This window comes from Marinomonas maritima (assembly GCF_024435075.2).
In the GTDB taxonomy this organism is placed as follows: Bacteria; Pseudomonadota; Gammaproteobacteria; order Pseudomonadales; family Marinomonadaceae; genus Marinomonas; species Marinomonas maritima.
In genome coordinates this window covers 274,179-292,705 of record NZ_JAMZEG020000001.1, presented here as the reverse complement: position 1 = coordinate 292,705, position 18,527 = coordinate 274,179, and the positions used below count along the sequence as shown (strand labels likewise).

At 42.7% G+C, this 18,527-nt stretch carries 15 protein-coding genes; 2 read left to right on the top strand and 13 right to left on the bottom strand.

Annotated features, from left to right (window positions below; translation table 11 throughout):
* Nucleotides 1-60 precede the first annotated feature (60 nt).
* Both M3I01_RS01495 and M3I01_RS01490 read right to left on the bottom strand, forming a co-directional pair.
* A complete protein-coding gene (locus M3I01_RS01495; protein ID WP_255893790.1) occupies nucleotides 61-1,617 on the bottom strand; it encodes a TnsD family Tn7-like transposition protein in 1,557 nt (518 codons plus the stop codon).
* A gap of 30 nt (nucleotides 1,618-1,647) precedes the next feature.
* Nucleotides 1,648-1,968, bottom strand: a complete 321-nt coding sequence (locus tag M3I01_RS01490) for a helix-turn-helix domain-containing protein (protein WP_255893789.1) — start codon at nucleotides 1,966-1,968, stop codon at nucleotides 1,648-1,650.
* A 101-nt stretch (nucleotides 1,969-2,069) separates the two neighbouring features.
* Between M3I01_RS01490 and M3I01_RS01485 the strand changes: the two genes are divergently transcribed.
* Both M3I01_RS01485 and M3I01_RS01480 read left to right on the top strand, forming a co-directional pair.
* The gene (locus M3I01_RS01485; RefSeq protein ID WP_255893788.1) at nucleotides 2,070-2,609 is read left to right on the top strand and encodes a hypothetical protein; all 540 of its coding nucleotides are present in this window, start codon (nucleotides 2,070-2,072) and stop codon (nucleotides 2,607-2,609) included.
* Nucleotides 2,603-3,970, top strand: a complete 1,368-nt coding sequence (locus tag M3I01_RS01480) for a DEAD/DEAH box helicase (protein ID WP_255893787.1) — start codon at nucleotides 2,603-2,605, stop codon at nucleotides 3,968-3,970. Before M3I01_RS01485 ends, M3I01_RS01480 begins: the two co-directional genes overlap by 7 nt.
* Before the next feature lie 276 nt (nucleotides 3,971-4,246).
* Here M3I01_RS01480 and M3I01_RS01475 read toward each other — a convergent pair whose 3' ends face one another.
* The 11 genes from M3I01_RS01475 to glmS all read right to left on the bottom strand — a co-directional run bounded on the left by M3I01_RS01475 (nucleotide 4,247) and on the right by glmS (nucleotide 18,408).
* Nucleotides 4,247-5,455 carry a GIY-YIG nuclease family protein gene (locus M3I01_RS01475; RefSeq protein ID WP_255893786.1) on the bottom strand — a complete coding sequence of 403 codons (1,209 nt, stop codon included), beginning with the start codon at nucleotides 5,453-5,455 and terminating at the stop codon, nucleotides 4,247-4,249.
* Nucleotides 5,448-7,505, bottom strand: a complete 2,058-nt coding sequence (locus tag M3I01_RS01470) for a DEAD/DEAH box helicase (RefSeq protein ID WP_255893785.1) — start codon at nucleotides 7,503-7,505, stop codon at nucleotides 5,448-5,450. The genes M3I01_RS01475 and M3I01_RS01470 overlap by 8 nt, the downstream gene beginning before the upstream one ends.
* Before the next feature lies 1 nt (nucleotide 7,506).
* Nucleotides 7,507-8,364: a hypothetical protein gene (locus M3I01_RS01465; protein WP_255893784.1), complete on the bottom strand. Its 858-nt coding sequence runs from the start codon at nucleotides 8,362-8,364 to the stop codon at nucleotides 7,507-7,509.
* Nucleotides 8,361-11,117 carry a class I SAM-dependent DNA methyltransferase gene (locus M3I01_RS01460; protein ID WP_275564873.1) on the bottom strand — a complete coding sequence of 919 codons (2,757 nt, stop codon included), beginning with the start codon at nucleotides 11,115-11,117 and terminating at the stop codon, nucleotides 8,361-8,363. The genes M3I01_RS01465 and M3I01_RS01460 overlap by 4 nt, the downstream gene beginning before the upstream one ends.
* Nucleotides 11,118-11,120: 3 nt before the next feature.
* A complete protein-coding gene (locus M3I01_RS01455) occupies nucleotides 11,121-11,300 on the bottom strand; it encodes a helix-turn-helix domain-containing protein (RefSeq protein ID WP_449405570.1) in 180 nt (59 codons plus the stop codon).
* The gene (locus M3I01_RS01450) at nucleotides 11,230-11,577 is read right to left on the bottom strand and encodes a hypothetical protein (RefSeq protein ID WP_255894815.1); all 348 of its coding nucleotides are present in this window, start codon (nucleotides 11,575-11,577) and stop codon (nucleotides 11,230-11,232) included. Before M3I01_RS01450 ends, M3I01_RS01455 begins: the two co-directional genes overlap by 71 nt.
* Before the next feature lie 38 nt (nucleotides 11,578-11,615).
* Nucleotides 11,616-11,789 (bottom strand): hypothetical protein, encoded by a 174-nt coding sequence (locus M3I01_RS01445; protein ID WP_255893781.1) that lies wholly within the window; start codon nucleotides 11,787-11,789, stop codon nucleotides 11,616-11,618.
* A 179-nt stretch (nucleotides 11,790-11,968) separates the two neighbouring features.
* Nucleotides 11,969-13,564, bottom strand: coding sequence for an ATP-binding protein (locus M3I01_RS01440; protein WP_255893780.1), 1,596 nt, complete (start codon nucleotides 13,562-13,564; stop codon nucleotides 11,969-11,971).
* Nucleotides 13,565-13,575: 11 nt separating this feature from the next.
* The gene (locus tag M3I01_RS01435; protein WP_255893778.1) at nucleotides 13,576-15,636 is read right to left on the bottom strand and encodes a Mu transposase C-terminal domain-containing protein; all 2,061 of its coding nucleotides are present in this window, start codon (nucleotides 15,634-15,636) and stop codon (nucleotides 13,576-13,578) included.
* Nucleotides 15,626-16,444, bottom strand: a complete 819-nt coding sequence (locus tag M3I01_RS01430; protein ID WP_123093962.1) for a TnsA endonuclease N-terminal domain-containing protein — start codon at nucleotides 16,442-16,444, stop codon at nucleotides 15,626-15,628. The genes M3I01_RS01435 and M3I01_RS01430 overlap by 11 nt, the downstream gene beginning before the upstream one ends.
* Nucleotides 16,445-16,581: 137 nt before the next feature.
* Nucleotides 16,582-18,408: a glutamine--fructose-6-phosphate transaminase (isomerizing) gene (gene glmS, locus M3I01_RS01425; RefSeq protein ID WP_255893774.1), complete on the bottom strand. Its 1,827-nt coding sequence runs from the start codon at nucleotides 18,406-18,408 to the stop codon at nucleotides 16,582-16,584.
* Between the last annotated feature and the right edge of the window lie 119 nt (nucleotides 18,409-18,527).

Here is an 18,527-nt window from a genome sequence, read left to right as displayed (position 1 = left end):
ACGGCGACAAAGATATCTTTGTTTTTCAGTAAGTTTTTAGATCGAAACACCCCGTGGATTTTAACCAGTTCGGTGTCTCTTGGAAGGTAACTTAAAGCAGGGAACCATTTCGAGATTTTCTCTGATAATTCGTCGCGTAGCTTCCCGAATCCGTTTTTCGCTGAGTCCAGCAAGGCGTTCAATTTCATATGGTCTTGGAATAGGCTCGTTAAAGTTGATGGCATTAACGATAATAGCGAGAACTCGGCGAACTTGGAACTCCTCAATAGATTCTGTGTATTTGATAAAAAAACGTTGGCAAAGCGGTAACTTAGAGAGGTGCTTATCAATCCCCCAGCGCAATTTAGTTTGAGTAATAAACCATTGCTGGGTCATCCTTGGTAATGACAAGTCATCAAAACTGTTGCTGCGGATTTTTAAAAGCGTCCTAACCACTTCTAGATCTCGTTTCTTCCAATCGACAATTCGACCACGGTTGTTTTTGAACGGGATGGGAAGATGCTCTTTCAACCATACATTATCGAATCGATAAAGCCATGAGTACACTCGAACTCCTTCCCTCGTTGCTCTAATATCCTTGAGAGTTGCGTTCTCTTTTTTAAGATCATGCCAAACTGCCCGATACTCAGGCGCTCTTAAATCAGCTTGAGAAGAGCTATATACTCTCTTAGCAGACTGCACCCTAATACTTGATGCCTCGCTAAAAACATCATTCAGCTTCCAATTTGGAAATAGTGCTTGTAGGCACAGCAGGTGATGTAGATAAGAGAAGTGCTTTCGATGTTTGCGAAAAAATGTCTGAAGCCACGTTACCCCTCCCACAAGATCTAGGCCGCATTCTTTTAAGAATCTATCCCCCCAATACTGGCTAAATTGACTTTCAACCTGATGATGCTCAACACCCTTAGTGCTTTTTAATCCAACCTCTCTAAGTCTTGCATCATAAAATACCGTCCACTGATCTGGTGATATGTACGGAAAAGGCTGATGAAGCAATCGATCAATATTACTAGCCAGATCAACTAGCATTGGTTTTTCACAGACTTCATCAGCAGATGGTCTCGACATAGTTGAGAGACTCGAAGCCTCTATAAATGAGTGACGACGACTTGGTTTTAAATCAAACTCTGAGTTAACTAAGACGCATCGATGCGTTAAGCAAACTGTTACGCCTGGTAAATGAAATTGCCGTCTCCAGTAACTATAAGCATACTGCTTCATATCCTCATTGAAGCAAATTGGGCAATATCGGTAGTAAGCTGGAAATTCCAAAGAAGAAGCGTTAATTCCTGTTTTCAGCATTGAATGACTTTTAGAATCAAAAGCTAAATCAGAAAAAATGGCTGCATATCTACTAGGTTCAATAAATGACTTAAACACAGGAAGTATTGAGTGTTTTTCTAGCATTTCATCGGTAGTTGCAGGCCATAAGCGCCAGACCTGTCGAGATAAGTCAGAAAGGTGACCTTGAAGCAAAGCCGAAGGCACTATGTTTCGGCTTCCAAAAAGCAGCTCAAGTGCTACTTTATCCTCGCGTATGCCCTGCCTAGAAATGAAACGAGCTAAGACACTACCTAATAGCTCATCGTTATGTGGTACTGGAAATTGAAAAATCATCGTTCACCCTGTGGTGAAAGATGAATACAACTAAGCGCTATCGCTGCCTTTAGTGGCGAGCAGCTCTGTTATCAGATCTTTCTTACTCTTATCATCGAGCTTAGAAATTAAACATGCTAACTCAGCGCTTAAATCATCTTCACAAAAGAAATAATTCAGTGGCACATTGAGCTCCGCTGCAATCTTTCTCAGCGTCGCCACATCAGGTACATGTCTGCCTTTCTCATAGTGATTCATACGGCCACTAGCAGAACTCGCGTCCATACCTATTTTGATCCCAAGTTCTTTCTGGGAAATGCCGATGTTTTTGCGAGCTTGCTTGAGCCGCAGTGGTATTGGGTTATCTGACAAAATGGTTTCATCTTTAAAGTCTCACATACTTAGATTGTCTAAGTTTTACTTATTTCTGTATACTTAGCAATCCTAAGTTTTCAGTTTTTTGAGACATAAACATGACATCTAAACCATTTTCTTTGAATAAACCGTTCAAAGAACTCTTACAACGTGTGGAAGGAACCAGCATCAAGCGAAAGGAACTCATCCAGTTGGCCACGAGTACAACCGAATTGAACTTGGTCCAATCAACCAGATTTATCGCAAAGAACGTTAATATACTGACGACAAAAAACCTAATAACGGCCAGCGGGGAACGCAACGCTCGAACCTATCATTTCAGCGATTCACTGCTTATATTACTTGATCAAAAAACGTGTGACTCAAAACCGAATGATGTCTGCCATACTGAAAGCGAAGTCAGACAGCAAGAGACACTACTTAAAATTGAAGAAGCAAAAACGAGCACAGAATTAAAAATGATATTAGGTGAAATTGAGGCTTACAGGGATTTTCTGACTAAGTATCCGGCTAATCGTCAGATCATTCAAAAGCTATTACATCAAACAAAAGAACAGTCGACTCAACTTTATGGACGCTTAAACGCACTAAAAAAAGTGATACAAGAAACGAATATGAAGAGTGATAAGGCATGTTAAGAGAATGGCAAAAACAATGTATTGCAAAATTAATAGAACAATACCAGCACAAATCTGACGCATTAGTACTTGCTACACCAGGAGCAGGAAAAACCCTTATGGCCAGCTATGTAGCAAAACAACTGATCGACGACCGAAAGATTGATTATGTTGTCTGCTTCTCGCCTTCTAAAGTGGTCAGTCACAGTATCCGCTCAACATTTGAGCATGTGTTAGAACGCTCCTTTAATGGCCAGCTAGGAGCTCTAGGCGTATCTCGCACCTATCACTCTATGTCGAGTATCAATGAGCTAATTAGCAGCCTAAGTAAGAGCCGAGTGCTCGTAATCTTTGATGAAATTCACCATTGCGCTGGCGACGGAGACTCACCGGCCAATGCATGGGGATTGAGCCTACTTTCTACTATCCAAAACTTAGCAACTTACACACTATCGTTAACTGGTACTCCTTGGCGTACAGACACTCTCCCAATCCCACTTGCTCGATACTCTAATCCTGAAGGCCATATTCAATGTGATTTCACATACGATTTACTTGAAGCCATACAGGATAACGTTTGTCGAGCTCCACACATTACAGCGATAGATATAAATCAAGTGGTAGTGCGCAAAGGCCAGGAAAGTAATACCTATCAAAGTATTCAAGACCTTATCGAAAATGGCGATATCAGCTATCGATTGATCTTAAAACAACCAGAAGTCATTAAATACATGCTATCACTGAGCATTCAGAAGTTAAATGAGTTACGAACCACGAGCTCTAATGCAGGTGGCTTAATTGTCGCAGCGTCTTACGCACATGCCTTGCAGATACAAGCAATTCTTTCGGGACATTTTGGTAAAAGTGCAACCATTGTTTCATACAAACAAGAAGACTCTGCTGAGCTTATCGATCGCTTTCGAGAGGACTCTTGCGAGTGGATCATTAGTATTGCGATGATTAGCGAAGGCACTGACATCCCAAGACTTCAAGTCTGCTGCAACCTTACGGATGTCACAACTGAGCTCTACTTTAGACAGATACTTGGGCGTATTTTACGCATGACCGAGGAGCAAACAGCCATTGGCTATATGTTCGTATTAGCTGAACCTGATTTAGTCGAGTTTGCAGAGCGCCTTAATCAAGCTATACCTGACTCGTATCATTACGAGCAAACAGATCGACTACTTGAAGGTATAGAAAATCCCAATAATCAATCTAACAGCAATCATGGCTACCATGACTATGTTCAAGACACTTTCTCTGATATCGATGTGGATGATATTTGGGGGAATAACGTAGACGAACTCATCAATCACTCAACCTTGGCAGAGCTTTCAATGAGTTCGTTTAAGTCAAGAATCATCTCGTATTACATTTAATAGTTAGCAACACCTAGGGCAATTGATCTTGCTCTGGAATAGGATGTATAAGCCCTCTTTCACGCCATCTGTTACCATTCACGAGTCGCGAATTCAACTCTGAAGTGCACCACTCTCTAAATTCCTGGAGAGGTCCTCAAGTAGGCTATGCCTGTTAGTCAATAGCTCCTGTACCGAGTCGTAAAACCAATAATCCTCCATATCTTGACGAAGGTGCTTCAAAGTAAGTTTCTCATTGATTGGAAAAGACAGCAGATTCTCAGTCATCAAATGACATCACTCTTCTGCAGACTCGTCACGGTGAACTAAATTCGCTTTATTCGAATCATAGACATACGAGGAAATACTCCCATCCTTAATTTTTTCAACTGCGTTATCAATTGCAAAAATTGGAACTAAAAACCACTCACGAGGCTTTACTGGGTGTCCAAACCGATCGTTAATTTCGATATCTAATCGTACTGGTTCAAATATATGGTGGATCAGATTTTCCAGTTTCTTCCGGTTGATATTGTAAAGTTCATACGTAGCAACAACTTCTACATCGGCCATGAGATAGGTTGGATCTACCCGTGCGTTTGCTATACGTTTTTTAACGTCGCCACCAGTAACACCAATCTTATGAATAACATCTCGATTTTCCGAGATCACCGGTAAATCAGACTTACTCCTAAGGATGTAGATGGTGCCGCTTTCCGAATCATTCTCGTCAGCCACACCATCAAATAGAGGTCCCGCGCTGCTTTCTTTTTCGCTTATTCGTCGGCCTGTCTCATCTTCCCATAGGCGTTTCTGAAGTGAATGCATTAACTGATTGCTTTCAACTCCATTGTCAAAAATCACCCTTAGTCTATATTCATTCCGCCCGTCGGAGCCTGTGAATGCTTCACCGACTTCTGCTACGTAAGCCTTTTGCCCTGATAGAATGAAGTAGTTACCTTTTTCAATACTCCCATCCTTGCTAAACGGTAAGGTCTTTCGGGCACCTGATTTTATGTCTTCCTGGACTGATTCAAACAACGGCTTGAACTTCTCAAAGTCTTCGCAACGTTTTCGGTTACCGATTTCTTCTGCAGCTTTCCGTTTCTCTGAAGCCGATCTCACGTGCTTTAGCTGAGTGATATCATCTTCTTTTGACGCTTCAATACCTAAGTCTGCTAAAAGCTCCTCATCCGAATTGTATTCAGCTGGCGGTTCACCGACATTATACGAATTCTCTAACAGACCTTGATTATCCAAACCCTTTACTAGCTCCAAGCATTCTTCGCTCTTTCGAATTTGGTCTAAACGGGTTGCATACATACGCTCAAAGATATCTCTATCTTCGCCATGCATAGGTTCTCTATCATGCTCGTCATAAAACCGCTGGATCTCCTCAAAGCCGGCTATGATTCGCTCTTCTCGCGGTGTAAGCTTTGCTTTCTTTTCCTGCTTTACCTCAACACCAAGTTGTGCGAGCAACTCTTCATTACTGACATCAACCATTAGCTTTCTCCGCTACTTTCCGTTGTATGAAGGCAATGCCTTCAGCCATACGGCGCTCCCATGGGTCCTGAGCCGTAATATCAGGTAAACGGCCACGCTCTTTCTTGAATTGCACGGCACGCATTGCAAGCTCTCGTGCTTCTTCTTCGGAAAGGTTTACTTTTTTTGCATTAATAACCGATGCTACTTGCTTCAGGCTTTCTTCGCTCATCGATTTGGCTAATATCGCATAGGCTTCACTGAATGGATTAATCCGATCAATCAAATCGATATCCAGCTCCGTTACGTTCATGGCAAATTTACGAACACCTTCCACAAATGCTGTGTTAGCAGATGACTCTTTATCATCAGGTAACCCGATGACTGGGTTCGCTTCGTCTTTTCCCTGCTGAGTCAAGTTAAGCGCAGCAATCGCATGCTGGCGCACAGCTTCCTGGTCTTCATCATCCAGCCCAGGGTAACGATCCTTCACAATTTTACCCATTCGAACTTGGGTTAATTCCTCAGGAACAAGTTCCTCATCGAACATACCGCGTTCTAGGGCGCTTTTGTCTTGAACAAACGAAGTGATGACTTCGTTCAGATCTTCCTTACATATACGCTTTGCACTGTCACTCTTAGGCTCGGCTAGGCCCTTTATTTCTATCTGAAACTGCCCTGTAGACTCATTGAAGCCAACATTCGTTTTATTGGGGTCATACCCTTCATCACCATAGTCGAAACCCTCGATTGGCCCGCTGTCTTTATTCTTGGGTTTAAACTCAAAGCGAGGCGCCAAAACCTGCTCCATCAAAAGGCTCGCTGCAATCGCCTTCAGCGTATCGTTTACGGCCTCAGCAACCGTTTCCTCTGTCGCATCGGGTTCTGCGATTAAATTAGTAAACTTCGCGTGTGTTTTGCCTTTGGCATCTCGTGTTGCACGTCCGATGATTTGAATGATTTCCGTTAAACTGGATCGGTAGCCCACGGTTAAAGCATGTTCACACCAAATCCAGTCAAAGCCTTCCTTAGCCATACCTAGCGCAATGATAATATCGACGAGGTCTCTATCATTCTTGGCTTCAGGACGCCTTAGTGCTGCTGTTACTTTATCCCGTTTATTAGAATCGTCATCGACTAAATCTGCGATTTTCAATATTCGACCGTTGGCCGCTTTAATGAGTTGAAAACCGGTATCAGGGTCGCTCCCTTGCCACTCCCCGAGTGACTCAATGATGTGCTCAACTTCGCGGATCTTATCTTTCGTGCTTTCCCGTGAATTAACGTTCGGGATATGGATGATTGTCTTTTCATCAGCATCGAGCACATTCAGAATTTCATCTGAATAACTACCTGAATAGAAGTAATACCCAATGTCTAATGTCTTAAGGTATTCATAGCCATTTAACTGTTCGTAGTAAGTATAGGTAACTGTCTCAAAATTGGCTTCGTCATCAGGTGCCAGTACAGCTTCTGCATCACCACGAAAATAGGAACCAGTCATCGCGACTATGTGGACTTTATCTCTCGCGATGAGTTCACCAAGATGAGCCCCGAGCTTATTGTCTGGGTTTGCACTTACGTGATGAAACTCATCTACGGCGATTAAACAGTCATCAAACGCATCAATCCCGAAGCGATCGACTGCAAAGCGGAATGTGGCATGTGTACAGACTAATGTTTGGTCTTCACCGTCTAAAAAGGCCTTAACGGAGTTAACCTTACCGCCATCCCCTCCTGGTGCGTTACATAGGTTCCACTTTGGTTCTACTTTCCAGTCCCAATAAAAACCAAAATCACTGAGTGGTTCATTGTTAAAGCTAGAGCCAATAGATTTCTCTGGCACTACGATAATGGCTTTCTTTAGCCCTTGGTTATTCAATTTATCCAGGGCAACGAACATCAAAGCACGACTCTTACCAGACGCAGGGGGAGATTTGATAAGTAAGTATTGTTCCCCTCGCTTTTCGTACGCACGCTCTTGCATTACGCGCATCCCCAGTTCATTAGACTTCTTAGAGCTGCCGTTACGAGCATAATTAACCGAGACGGATGGAATTACATTTGTCATATTAAGCACACTTCCTTTGCTTGAATCGCCGTAAGAAAAGGCGAGCGGTAATTAGTGAAATTTGAAGCCTAAAGGTTGCATCCTCTTCTTCGGACAAACCAGGATGACTACCCTCAGGGTGCATTCGGCTCATCAAGCCTTGAACGTACTGAGGTTTTTGTATATTCGCATTCCATTCATTATAATCTGACAGAAAAAAAGGAGGATCTAGCTCGCCAAGGAAATCTCGTTTCAGCTTACTATCGTCTTTGCCGGTATAGCCTAACTCGTCGGATATTTCATTTGTATATGACTCAAAGAATGAGCGCAGCTGCGCATTTGATGAAGCCCAATTGCCTAGTTGGAATGCTGTAGTAGCTTGCTTTAGATGGCCCTTAGCAACTGATAAATTCATTTGGTCTAATAGCAACTCAACTTCGCTAGCTGCCTCCCTAAAATCAGTCTCCGGAACATATTCTGGAAGCATCCTGCGTAGTTCAGAACCTTTCTCCATTTTCGGATTGCCACCCCAGCCAGTCTCGCCAGTAGGTTTCTCAACTTGTACAACTTCAAAACCATCAAAATGCAGACCGGCTAATAGTTTTTTCCACTCAGGAGTCTTTTGATAATGTGCAGGGGCCTTAATTGCAAGCTCAATGATTGCTCTTACTAGCGAGGTTTGTCCAAGTACAGTCATAACCGATAGATTTCTTTCGATTGCAAGTTTACTCCAGCTTACAGCCCTTGCGTCTTTGCTATTAGTTGATACCAAGTGATCGATGCCCCACTGGACTTCGTGAAGCTCCATCTCATTGTGGGATTGATAGGCTGCAACGACTTGTGAAGCAGCGACTAATGTCATTCGATTAAATTCAGTCATGAAGCAGCCTTACTTTTAGTCATTTTCGAATACATTTCGAAGAGCTTTTCTAGACGCTCTGTATCATTTTTAAATCGACGACCGATATAGATTCTTTCAAGTACTTCATCATTACGTTCATGAGCTAAACGAAGGTTTTCAGGCATTTTTTCGGGGTCATAAAGTTCTGCAATTGTCGCTGGGAAATGAGCTTCACGAGCTAGTAAAATATCTTCTGCACAACTCTCAAGATCCTTCTTATTCTTTTCAGTAAGGATTGGAACCGGGAATGTATTCCAGCCCAAGGTATTTGAGTACCTCAAGCGCGTTTCTAATTGACCACAGACAGTTGAAATCCATACTTTATGAGTTCGTGAAGATATAAGTGCCAGCACAATCATCTGGCTTCCATCAATTTGAAAGTGAGGAGCTAAAATAAGTGAATTTTCAGTTAAAAGTCCGCAGGTAACATATTCTCTTTTTTCTGAAAAAAGTTGAGGTACAAATATTTTTCTACCTTTAAAATGGCGATCCTCTGGAAAGACACTGGGGCGATCTGCAAACTTTTTAGTTGCTGCTTTTGTACTAGCTTGTCGGAATTTCTTTACTCTATTTAAAATAGGTTGAACAATAGAATGAAGTTTTGGGTCATTCAATGAAATTTCATCTAGCTTTAGAATCCAACGAATTACTCCATTAATAAACTCAGAACTTCCCATCGCGAGGTGAAAATACCGCTTCAGCTCAGGATATAAGGATAATTGAGCTTCATATTCATCTTGACTAAAAGTAAACTCCCCGTCGTCTGTTGGTGCGCTCCCTCTGTCTAGTTCCCCTAGATTCGAAATTTGTTCTTTCTGCGCAGCTACAAATATATTCTCCGAAGCCAGTAAATAAGGATTGATGTTATCGACGACTCTTGCATTTTCGAATTCACTATTTGCACCTGAATGTAAGGTCCTGCGTTTCCTAGCACCTGCCGAAATCCCTATGACTACTACCGTTACTCCTGCGTTGCTTTTTGCAAGATTAGTCCATTTAAAGCCTATAGTTGCAAATTCAATCTCATTCTGAGACTCAAATATTAAAGGCCATAAAACAGGAACTTGCTGGCCTTGGCATATTGAATTTGTCGAAACAAAAGCTGCTTTTGATTTAGCGACTACTCCAAAATCCGCGGCTTTCATGAACCAACCAGAGACATAATCTAATTGCTTCCAGTTTTTTGTTTTCATTTTAAAAATAGCTTCAAGGTCACTTTTTTGAACTTTGGATTGAGCTCTACTGCCAAGGTACGGTGGATTACCGCAAATATATGTTTCGCCGCCTTCATTATCAAAATCAATTTCAGCTTGATCTAAGGGTGATTCGAATAAGTCATTAGCTTGTATTCGAACATCTGCTCCAGTGGGAGGGCAGACACTCAACCAATCAAGTTGCAATGCGTTGCCTTGAACAATCCAATTCATGGCATCCAAAGGTAAGAATTCTGCTAGTGCATCCTTTTGACCTCGGTACATTACGTCACACTGGTACTCAGCAATGATGAGTGCAAGTCGAGCAATTTCAGCAGGGAAATCCCTAAGTTCTATCCCTCGAAAGTTCGTCAGAGGAATCTCTGTTTTATGCCCACTTTCACTTCTACGCTGATTAATTTCGGCTTCAATTGCACGCATTTCCTTGTAAGCAATAACGAGGAAGTTTCCTGAGCCACAAGCAGGGTCAAACACTCGAATTTTCGACATGCGCTTACGAAGGTTCAGCAATTTGATCGGGCTATCACCGGCTTCTTCCAGTTTTTCGCGTAAGTCATCAAGGAAGAGAGGATTAAGAACTTTTAAAATATTCGGAACAGATGTGTAGTGTAGGCCTAGCGAGCTTCGCTCTTTTTCATCGGTCACGGCTTGAATCATGGAACCAAAGATATCTGGGTTGATCTTCGTCCAATCCAAACTGCCAATATGAATTAAGTAAGAACGCGCGATTTTGCTGAATTTTGGAGTTTCAGTAGAGCCTGAGAAAAGCCCACCGTTTACATACGGGAACTGATCTGCCCAGCGAGGGAGTTTGGCGGCATCACGTTCCGATATTTTGGTATCCATCGCACGGAAAACTTCACTCATGACCTCATGCGTATTGGATGAGTCTCTGTCACTCATCTGGTCAATGGTTGCGGTGAATAAGCCCTCGCCATTAAAAATATCGGTATCTTCTGCAAAAAAGCAAAATATGAGTCGAGACATGAAATGGTTCATGTCGTGGCGGCGTTCAGCTTTTCCCCATTCAGGGTTGTCTTTGAGTAACTGGATATACAAGCGGTTTAATCGACCGGTTGCTTTGATATCAATTGAGCTTTCCCGAATCTGCTTAACCGTCGATATTCCCGCAAGTGGAAGGAAAAAACCAAAGTGATCGGGGAATTTCTTATACTCGCAGACAATTGGCGCATCGTCGCTGGTGAGGTCTTCCGCTTCAAACTGCTTACCATCGGTTGCAACAATGAACTTTGCTTTCGCTTTTTTGGTTGCCGGGCTTTGCTTCAATGCAGCCAACGTATCGGTAACATTGCCTTCCTCTGCAACAGCAATGTGAACATTATTGCGCTGCAGTACACCAGCTTCGATATCCGATGCATTGGTTGACCCAGATCGGAGGCGCTTAATTGTTGTCGCCTTGTTACCAAAGGCCTCTAGGAACGCATAAGGGAATTCGGCAGCATCAAATGGCTGCTCTGCTAATTTTGAAATGGCTTCTTCTATTTCAACCGCGTTCATTCTTTAATTCTCCGCTGCCTGGCCGGACCACACCCAAGCATCTACTTCGTCTTTTTTAAACTTCCATAACCTGCCTATTTTATGAGCAGGCAGGCCTTTCTTCTCGATCCATTTATAGATGGTGTCGCTGGTAACCCCCAGATACTGGGATATTTCGTTGATGTACAACCACCGATCGGTCATTTCTTCCATATGCTTGATCTTCACTTGGCTCTAACACTGAATAGCGACCAAATACATTTAATACGACTTTTTCGAGTACATGCATCAGATCGTTATCAGCAGTATCCAACATCACAGATTTCTGCATTTTTATGATTTCAGGTGGTTTTTCAGCATTAAGCTGCGCATCATTGCGTTCGGCAAAAATAGCCTTTAGCACAGCTAGACGGTGCTCGGCAGTTTGAGTGTTCCAATCCCTCAGTTGGGTTGTTGCACCAAAAGCCTGTGTAGTATGCAATACCAAAACTCCATATTGGGTATGATCAAACTCGGGAGCTAACCAGTTCTTAAGCGTTTTCCAGAGGTTTTCATGGTGGTCGGTAGTGGTGCCGAAAAGTCTTTCACTTCCGTTTGAGATGAAGTTAAGACATCAGGCGACAATAAGCTAACATCACCGTCTTTTTCAAACCACACAGATTGACCTTCTTCCAATGCAAAGCACTTATCCAAGCCAATCAGCACTTGGTAGTGAAAGGCCAAGGCAGTTGTTAACGCGGCATTTTTAATCTGACCACCACTTATAATAATCTCCTAGTTTAGCTCTCTTAGGAAGAAGCTATCAATAAGAGTAAGGTCGAAGGTAGCTAATAAGCCCAGTTTCATTTCAAAATCCTTTTCGTATTTATTACTTATAAATAGTCAGCCAAACGCAGTATAACCCCTTCAGATTTCATAGTCTTGTAAGTACCACCTTTACTGTTAACCATTAACCGCAGGTCGTTTTCAACATACCTAGGCTTTAGCTTAACGACTTTTGGCTTCTCTTTGACTTGGGGCACTGGTTCTTTATTCTGCAAGTTATTGATATGCGCAAGCAGCTGAAATAAGTTGGCGTCAGGAAGCTCTGACACGGCTTGCTCTGCCACAGTGGGTGCAATGTCTTCACCGATACCCGCTTGCTCAAGCATATTGATCAGCTTAGATAGCTTGGTCTGCTCAGGGGAATCATGCTCATCCTCTCTATTAAGCTCCGCATTTTCATTTACTGGAGCAGAAACCACTGCGTTCTGAACTATGCTTGCTCTTGGTATTTCTAGATCATCATATTTTTGTATTTCTGAATCACGGCCACTTTGAAGCGCTTTGATCATGGGTTTGATCATATGAAGCTCTTCATTGAATACGGTTTCCACTAAGTCTCTGGAGATCACTTCTCTACCCACTGTCACAGCTCTTGTCTGACATAAGTAAAAAAGTGTTACCGCAACATGGGCAATGCCCTGAGAGTAGTCCCAGAAAAGCGTTTTAATTTCTTTCGTTAGGGGCTGAGGTGACTTGAACCACTGTAACGCCCACAACTGAGAGAAAAACCTATCCCAATCAGAGCCTTTACCGGATCTGTCTGTGGTATTGAACCGATTCCAATTGATACTACCAAACTGTGAAGCACGTCTAGCCGAACGCATACTAGGAGAAAATAGCTCATAGGCTTTTGGCGTCCCGACAAACAGTATTGGTAGCTTAATCGTGTTCGTTAGCTGCACAAAGAACCGAAGAATTCGATCAGACACATTCGTAGAGCTCGAACGCTCTAAATGCTGAATTTCATCAATAACTAGAAGGCCTATTGAGTGCAAAGCGGCAATTCTCGCAAAATCCCCCAGCAACATTTCAGCATTTTCTCGTGGTTTTACGTATTGCTTTTCATATAGTCCGTTGTTGTCTAGTGCCTCGTCTAGAGCACGAAAGAAGTTGATACATAGACTTTTTACAGAGGCATCATGAGGGCACTCTACTTTAAGCCAGACAATCTGAACATGTTGGTAAGAGGAATGCATAATGACTTGAGGATAGCCAGACAAGACGGCTTCAACGGCTGTTGATTTACCAGCACCCGAACAGCCAATTACAGAGCTCACTAGGGCTTCATTGCCAGCATTACGGCTGTCATCTGCTAGCTTCTCTGTTCGATTCAATGTTTCTTGATAGCTTTTATTGGCTATGTTTCGACTCAAGTAGCCTTGACGAATCATAGTAGAGATCGTTTGCTCTAACTGTAAATGCGCTTTTGTTGGGTATAAAAAACCATCCATAATTCGCAACATGGCATGTCGACGGATATGAGCAGGAAGAGCCACCTCTTCAGGACTTACAACCGGAATACGTCGTATCAATTCCGCTGTGTCTTTTGGCGAATTAATACGCGGTAAAGCATTGATTAATGGATGATGTTCGTATTCTTTAATCTCTGCATCTATGTATTTCGCTGTTTCAAATACGGCCATGTGATTATCCCTTAAAAATCATCCAAATCTGGATAGTCGAACCCCTGTTCAACTTGTTTACCGGAATGGATAGAAGTAACTGTCGCTGCATCCTTCTTCTTAGGCGGCTTAGCGGACTCTCTATTTTTCTGGCGTTCTGACTCTTTTTCTTGCTGTCGATTGTTACGAATTCCACTTAGTCGCTGCGAGTTGTTAGATAGATCCGAAGACTTTTGTCTCTTTTCTGCAACTTGGGCAATCATCTCAAGCTCATTTTGAAGATCTGGTGCTTGATAATCGGCTTCTTGTTGAGCTTCAGAATATGTTGATCTCGCCTCAGATTGAATTGACATTGCTTCAACTAAGCTCATATCTTGATATCTTCGGCTTCGACTCTGTAATGTGCATTCCCATACACTATCGAACTTATTGTCTGGTCTCACATATAGAACATTGGTGTTCAGAGGATCGTAAGCTACCTCTATGCTTTTTGGACGAGGCACTGATCTATTTTTATGAAACCAGCCCAGTTCAACTGCTTCTGCACAGGTATAATACATGCCCTTAAAACATATGCCTGAAGGAGATATCGTAGCTTTGCTATGGGGCAACATGTTCACATAGGTGAATTTTGGATCTACTTCTCTCAAAACACCCGTTCTATTTTTCACGCCCCAATGCCATAGCCTTACAGGTATTGCAGCCAAATCTGCGGGCATATCAGATTCAAAGTCGTAGCCCTCTAATGGGGTGGATGTATTGCGGTTGATTTCAGAGATGATCACCATTTTCGTGAAATCATAAAGCGTTAGGTTCGCTGATAGCTCTGTTCGTTTCCCCGCTTTTTTCTTTCCATTTACAGGTTCGACCTTCCCTTTCACATAAGGAAGAATATCTACATGCATCATATGAAATGATTTTTCGACTATGCCTTTATCATCACCGCGATATGCTCGGGTATTCGATAAAGTGATACCAAATCGGTTAACTAAGATATCTCCGTGTTTACCAAGCAACTCTCCTCGATCAGCTGTAATCGTTGCAGGGGTCCCAATACTTGGCCAATCACTTTCGGTAATCTCAACACCGAATTTACGACAGTACTCAACTTTGTCACAGAACGCGTGCGCGAGGGCGATCGATGCGGTTGCCCAAGAAGGATTTTCTAACCCAACATACAAGCCAACAGTCATACGACTAAACACATCTTTGACTTTATATACGATTGGGCGGCCTACGATTCGGTCTGGGTCATGGCCTGAAACAAGGTGCAAGTCAGCTATGGTCGCATCGATCTCATAACGAGCCCCTGGTCCAAAGTTATTTGTGGTGGAAGTGCTGTGGCTAGGTGTAACATCTTTTGCATATTCAATAGATGGTGTACGAGCTTGAACAACAAGAGGCTTTGCATAGTGTTTGTTGTAGTAGTATCGGAACTGCCTATAAGTGGGTAAATCTTCTTTTTTTATTTTAGGGTACTTTGACTTAATAAAGCCATTCGCCTTTGTCCTAGCCCCTTTTAGGTCTACATCATTATTAACTAAATAGAAGCCTTCAATAGCCAACTTGAAAAGACTTGCTATCTCATCAGTAATAGCAAGTCCCTCTCCATGGGATACTGTGCGTTTACTCCCTGTTTTTTGAATTGCTAGTCGGTTTTGTCCAGGAGCACCGCATTTTGTGTAGTCTGGAGCAAGGGCGTCAGGAGAAAGCCCTCTCTGCCAATATCGACGCAATTGTCGAGTCACATACAGCCTAGACTCATCCATTGCTTCTAAAACTGACTTAATCTTCTGATTCCTCAGCTTTTTATCAAATAAGGCAAAATAGTCCGTTAACAATAAAGCTACGGATCGATAAGCCCGATCTCTTATCTCTTCAGCTTTAGAGCCTGCTTCGGGGGTGGCCAACAAAATTGGATCTGGCACGGCTTCTAGTGACAAACTTTCGAACTCATCTAGATTTACGCGATATGGCCACGCTTTTTCATCGTGTATATCAATAAGCATTAAGAAATCGACATGTTCATAAACAATTCGGACATGGGTTGGATGGTCCAAGTGAGGGTCAAGAAATACTTTATTAAGATACATCAGACAATCCAGTTTTAAATGAATCTAGGTCTAGAACGATAGACACATCCGTTGCACGCCAATTCCTAAATACAATATCTAAAGGAACATCAATCAAATTTGCAGCAGCAGCATTACGAATCACACCAATATGAAAGCCGGCACTGCATTCGTATAGGTCATCCATAGCAGCACAAACTGTAGCAAGCTTCTTCTCTGAGCCTGATAACCGATTAATGACTGTCGAAATATCTTCTAAAGACAACTCACCGTATAGGTCATGTGAATTCTGGCTGGCTGCATGAAGCCATTCAAGATTCTCTTTTACGATCGCTGGAATCTCTTGATCAGTGAAAAGTTTCCATTCATAACCAAGTTCTTCCCAATACAGCTTTTCGATTTGGAGTTTGTCTATCGTACGCGCATTGTCTAAATCGCTGGCGTATTTAACGGCAATAGCAATAGATGGTTTGCCTTTCAGCTCCACAACTAAGTCTGTGGTAACGACTTTTAATTTGTTGCGCATTTGGGGGTGCTTAATTCCCAAACGAGAACAAATACTCAAGGTATCAGCTACAGGTAGAGGAAATTGCTCTTTGATGTCGTAGGTAAGATGGAAGCGATCAAAGACAAGGAAAGCAGAAAATTCAAGACGAGATAAAAGATGATGAGCTCTAGATGTGTTTCGACCTCGGATGCGATAGCTCTCACCAGTACTACTTATTTCGTGGACTTTTATAAAGGGCTCGTAGTCTTCCCCTGAACCAATCCCTCTGGTTTTTAACTTCTTCTCATCTTGAGGATCAACTAATTTCTCAGAATCTAACATTTTAGGCCTCCTGCTTACTCTTTGAGCATAGCAGAAGGCCTAAAAAAATATCAAACATTATTGTAAAATATCAAACTATAATGTCTTTTATCAAACTATAATGTCACTGTACAGTTCTAATCAGATGCCTGACTAAATTATTCGACAGTAACACTTTTTGCCAAATTGCGTGGCTGGTCTACGTCTGTACCTTTCACCACAGCAACATAGTAAGACAAAAGCTGCAACGGAATAGTATGAACAATAGGTTCTAGAATACTTTCTACTTTTGGCACTTCGGTAAAAATGATATTTTCTTCGTCATGCAAGTCGGTATCTCTGTCGGCAAAAACATACAGCTCGCCACCACGAGCCGCCACTTCCTGCAAGTTAGATTTTAGCTTATCGAGCATGTCATTGTGTGGCACTAGTGCGATGATAGGCATATCTTCATCTACCAAGGCTAGCGGTCCATGCTTCAACTCACCCGCTGGGTACGCTTCTGCGTGGATATACGAAATCTCTTTCAGTTTCAAAGAGCCCTCTAGGGCGATAGGAAACATAGTGCCACGACCTAAAAATAGAGCATTAGTCTTATTAGCAAAGCGGTCAGCCACTTTCTTAATATGCGCATCTTGTAACAACGCATCATTCACATGAGCCGGTAAAGAACGCATGGCTTGAACTAACTCTTTTTCCTTCTCTACTGACAAGCCATTTTCCACCGCAATGGCAACGCTGGTGATTAGCAAAGCTGTTAGCTGTGTCGTAAACGCTTTGGTTGATGCGACACCAATTTCAGGCCCCGCATTGGTTAATAACGTCAATTCTGACTCACGCACAAGTGTGCTTGATGGCACGTTACAGATGGCCAAAGTTGTTAGATAACCCAACTCTTTTGCCATACGTAACGCGGCTAGCGTATCGGCCGTTTCACCTGATTGTGACAAGGTTAAAAACAAGGTTTTCTTCGGTACGGCTACTTTTCGGTAACGGTATTCGCTGGCTACTTCTACGCTACACGGTAAGCCCGCTAAATCTTCAATCCAATATTTCGCCACCATTCCAGCATGGTAGCTGGTACCACAAGCAACGATATGGACGTTTTCTACTTCTTTTAAGAAGCCTGAATCCGCACCAAAACAACTGGTTAATACTTTCGTTTCGCTAATGCGACCTTCCAAACAAGCACTAATAACTTTAGGCTGCTCATAGATTTCTTTCATCATGTAGTGACGGAATTCACCTTTATCCGTGACATCGATATTGTGATTAAACACACTGATTGGGCGATCTTGCGGCTCGCCTTTTGCGTCATAGATCGTCACTTGGTCTCGGGTTAACTCAACTACATCGCCTTCTTCTAAGAAGATAAATTGGTCAGTCACATGCAAGAGGGCAAGCTGATCTGAGGCCACGAAGTTCTCTTCAATCCCCACACCCACAACAAGCGGGCTACCTTTACGAGCCGCAATAAAGCGATCATTATCGTCTTTTTGTACGACACCGATGGCAAACGCACCATGCAATTTCAATAACGTCGCCTGCACCGCTTTAAGCAAATCGGGCTGCGTTCTTAACGCATCGTGAATAAGGTGAACAATCACTTCGGTATCAGTTTCTGATTTGAACTCATACCCTTTGGCTTTCAATTCACGTCGCAACGGTTCGTGATTTTCAATGATGCCGTTATGTACCAAGGCAAGGTCATCGCCCGAAAAATGCGGGTGGGCATTGGCTTCGGTTGGTTTACCGTGCGTAGCCCAACGCGTGTGCGCAATCCCCATTTTGCCGTCCAACGGCTGAGCGTCAAACTTGTCTTTCAGCGCCTGAACTTTACCTACCGAACGGTGCGAGAACACGCCGTCTTCGTTATTGATCGCGATACCAGAAGAGTCATAGCCACGGTATTCAAGGCGACTAAGTCCTTCAATTAAAATTTTTGATACATTACGACGTGCAATGGCGCCAACTATTCCGCACATGGGAGAATCCTTCTTGCGTTGGCACTAAATCGTCGTTCAGTACCATTATAAATATGATGAAGTTAAAGACGGCTTCAGCTCTCATCTTTAACCCTGTTTGAAACATACGCTCATACGTT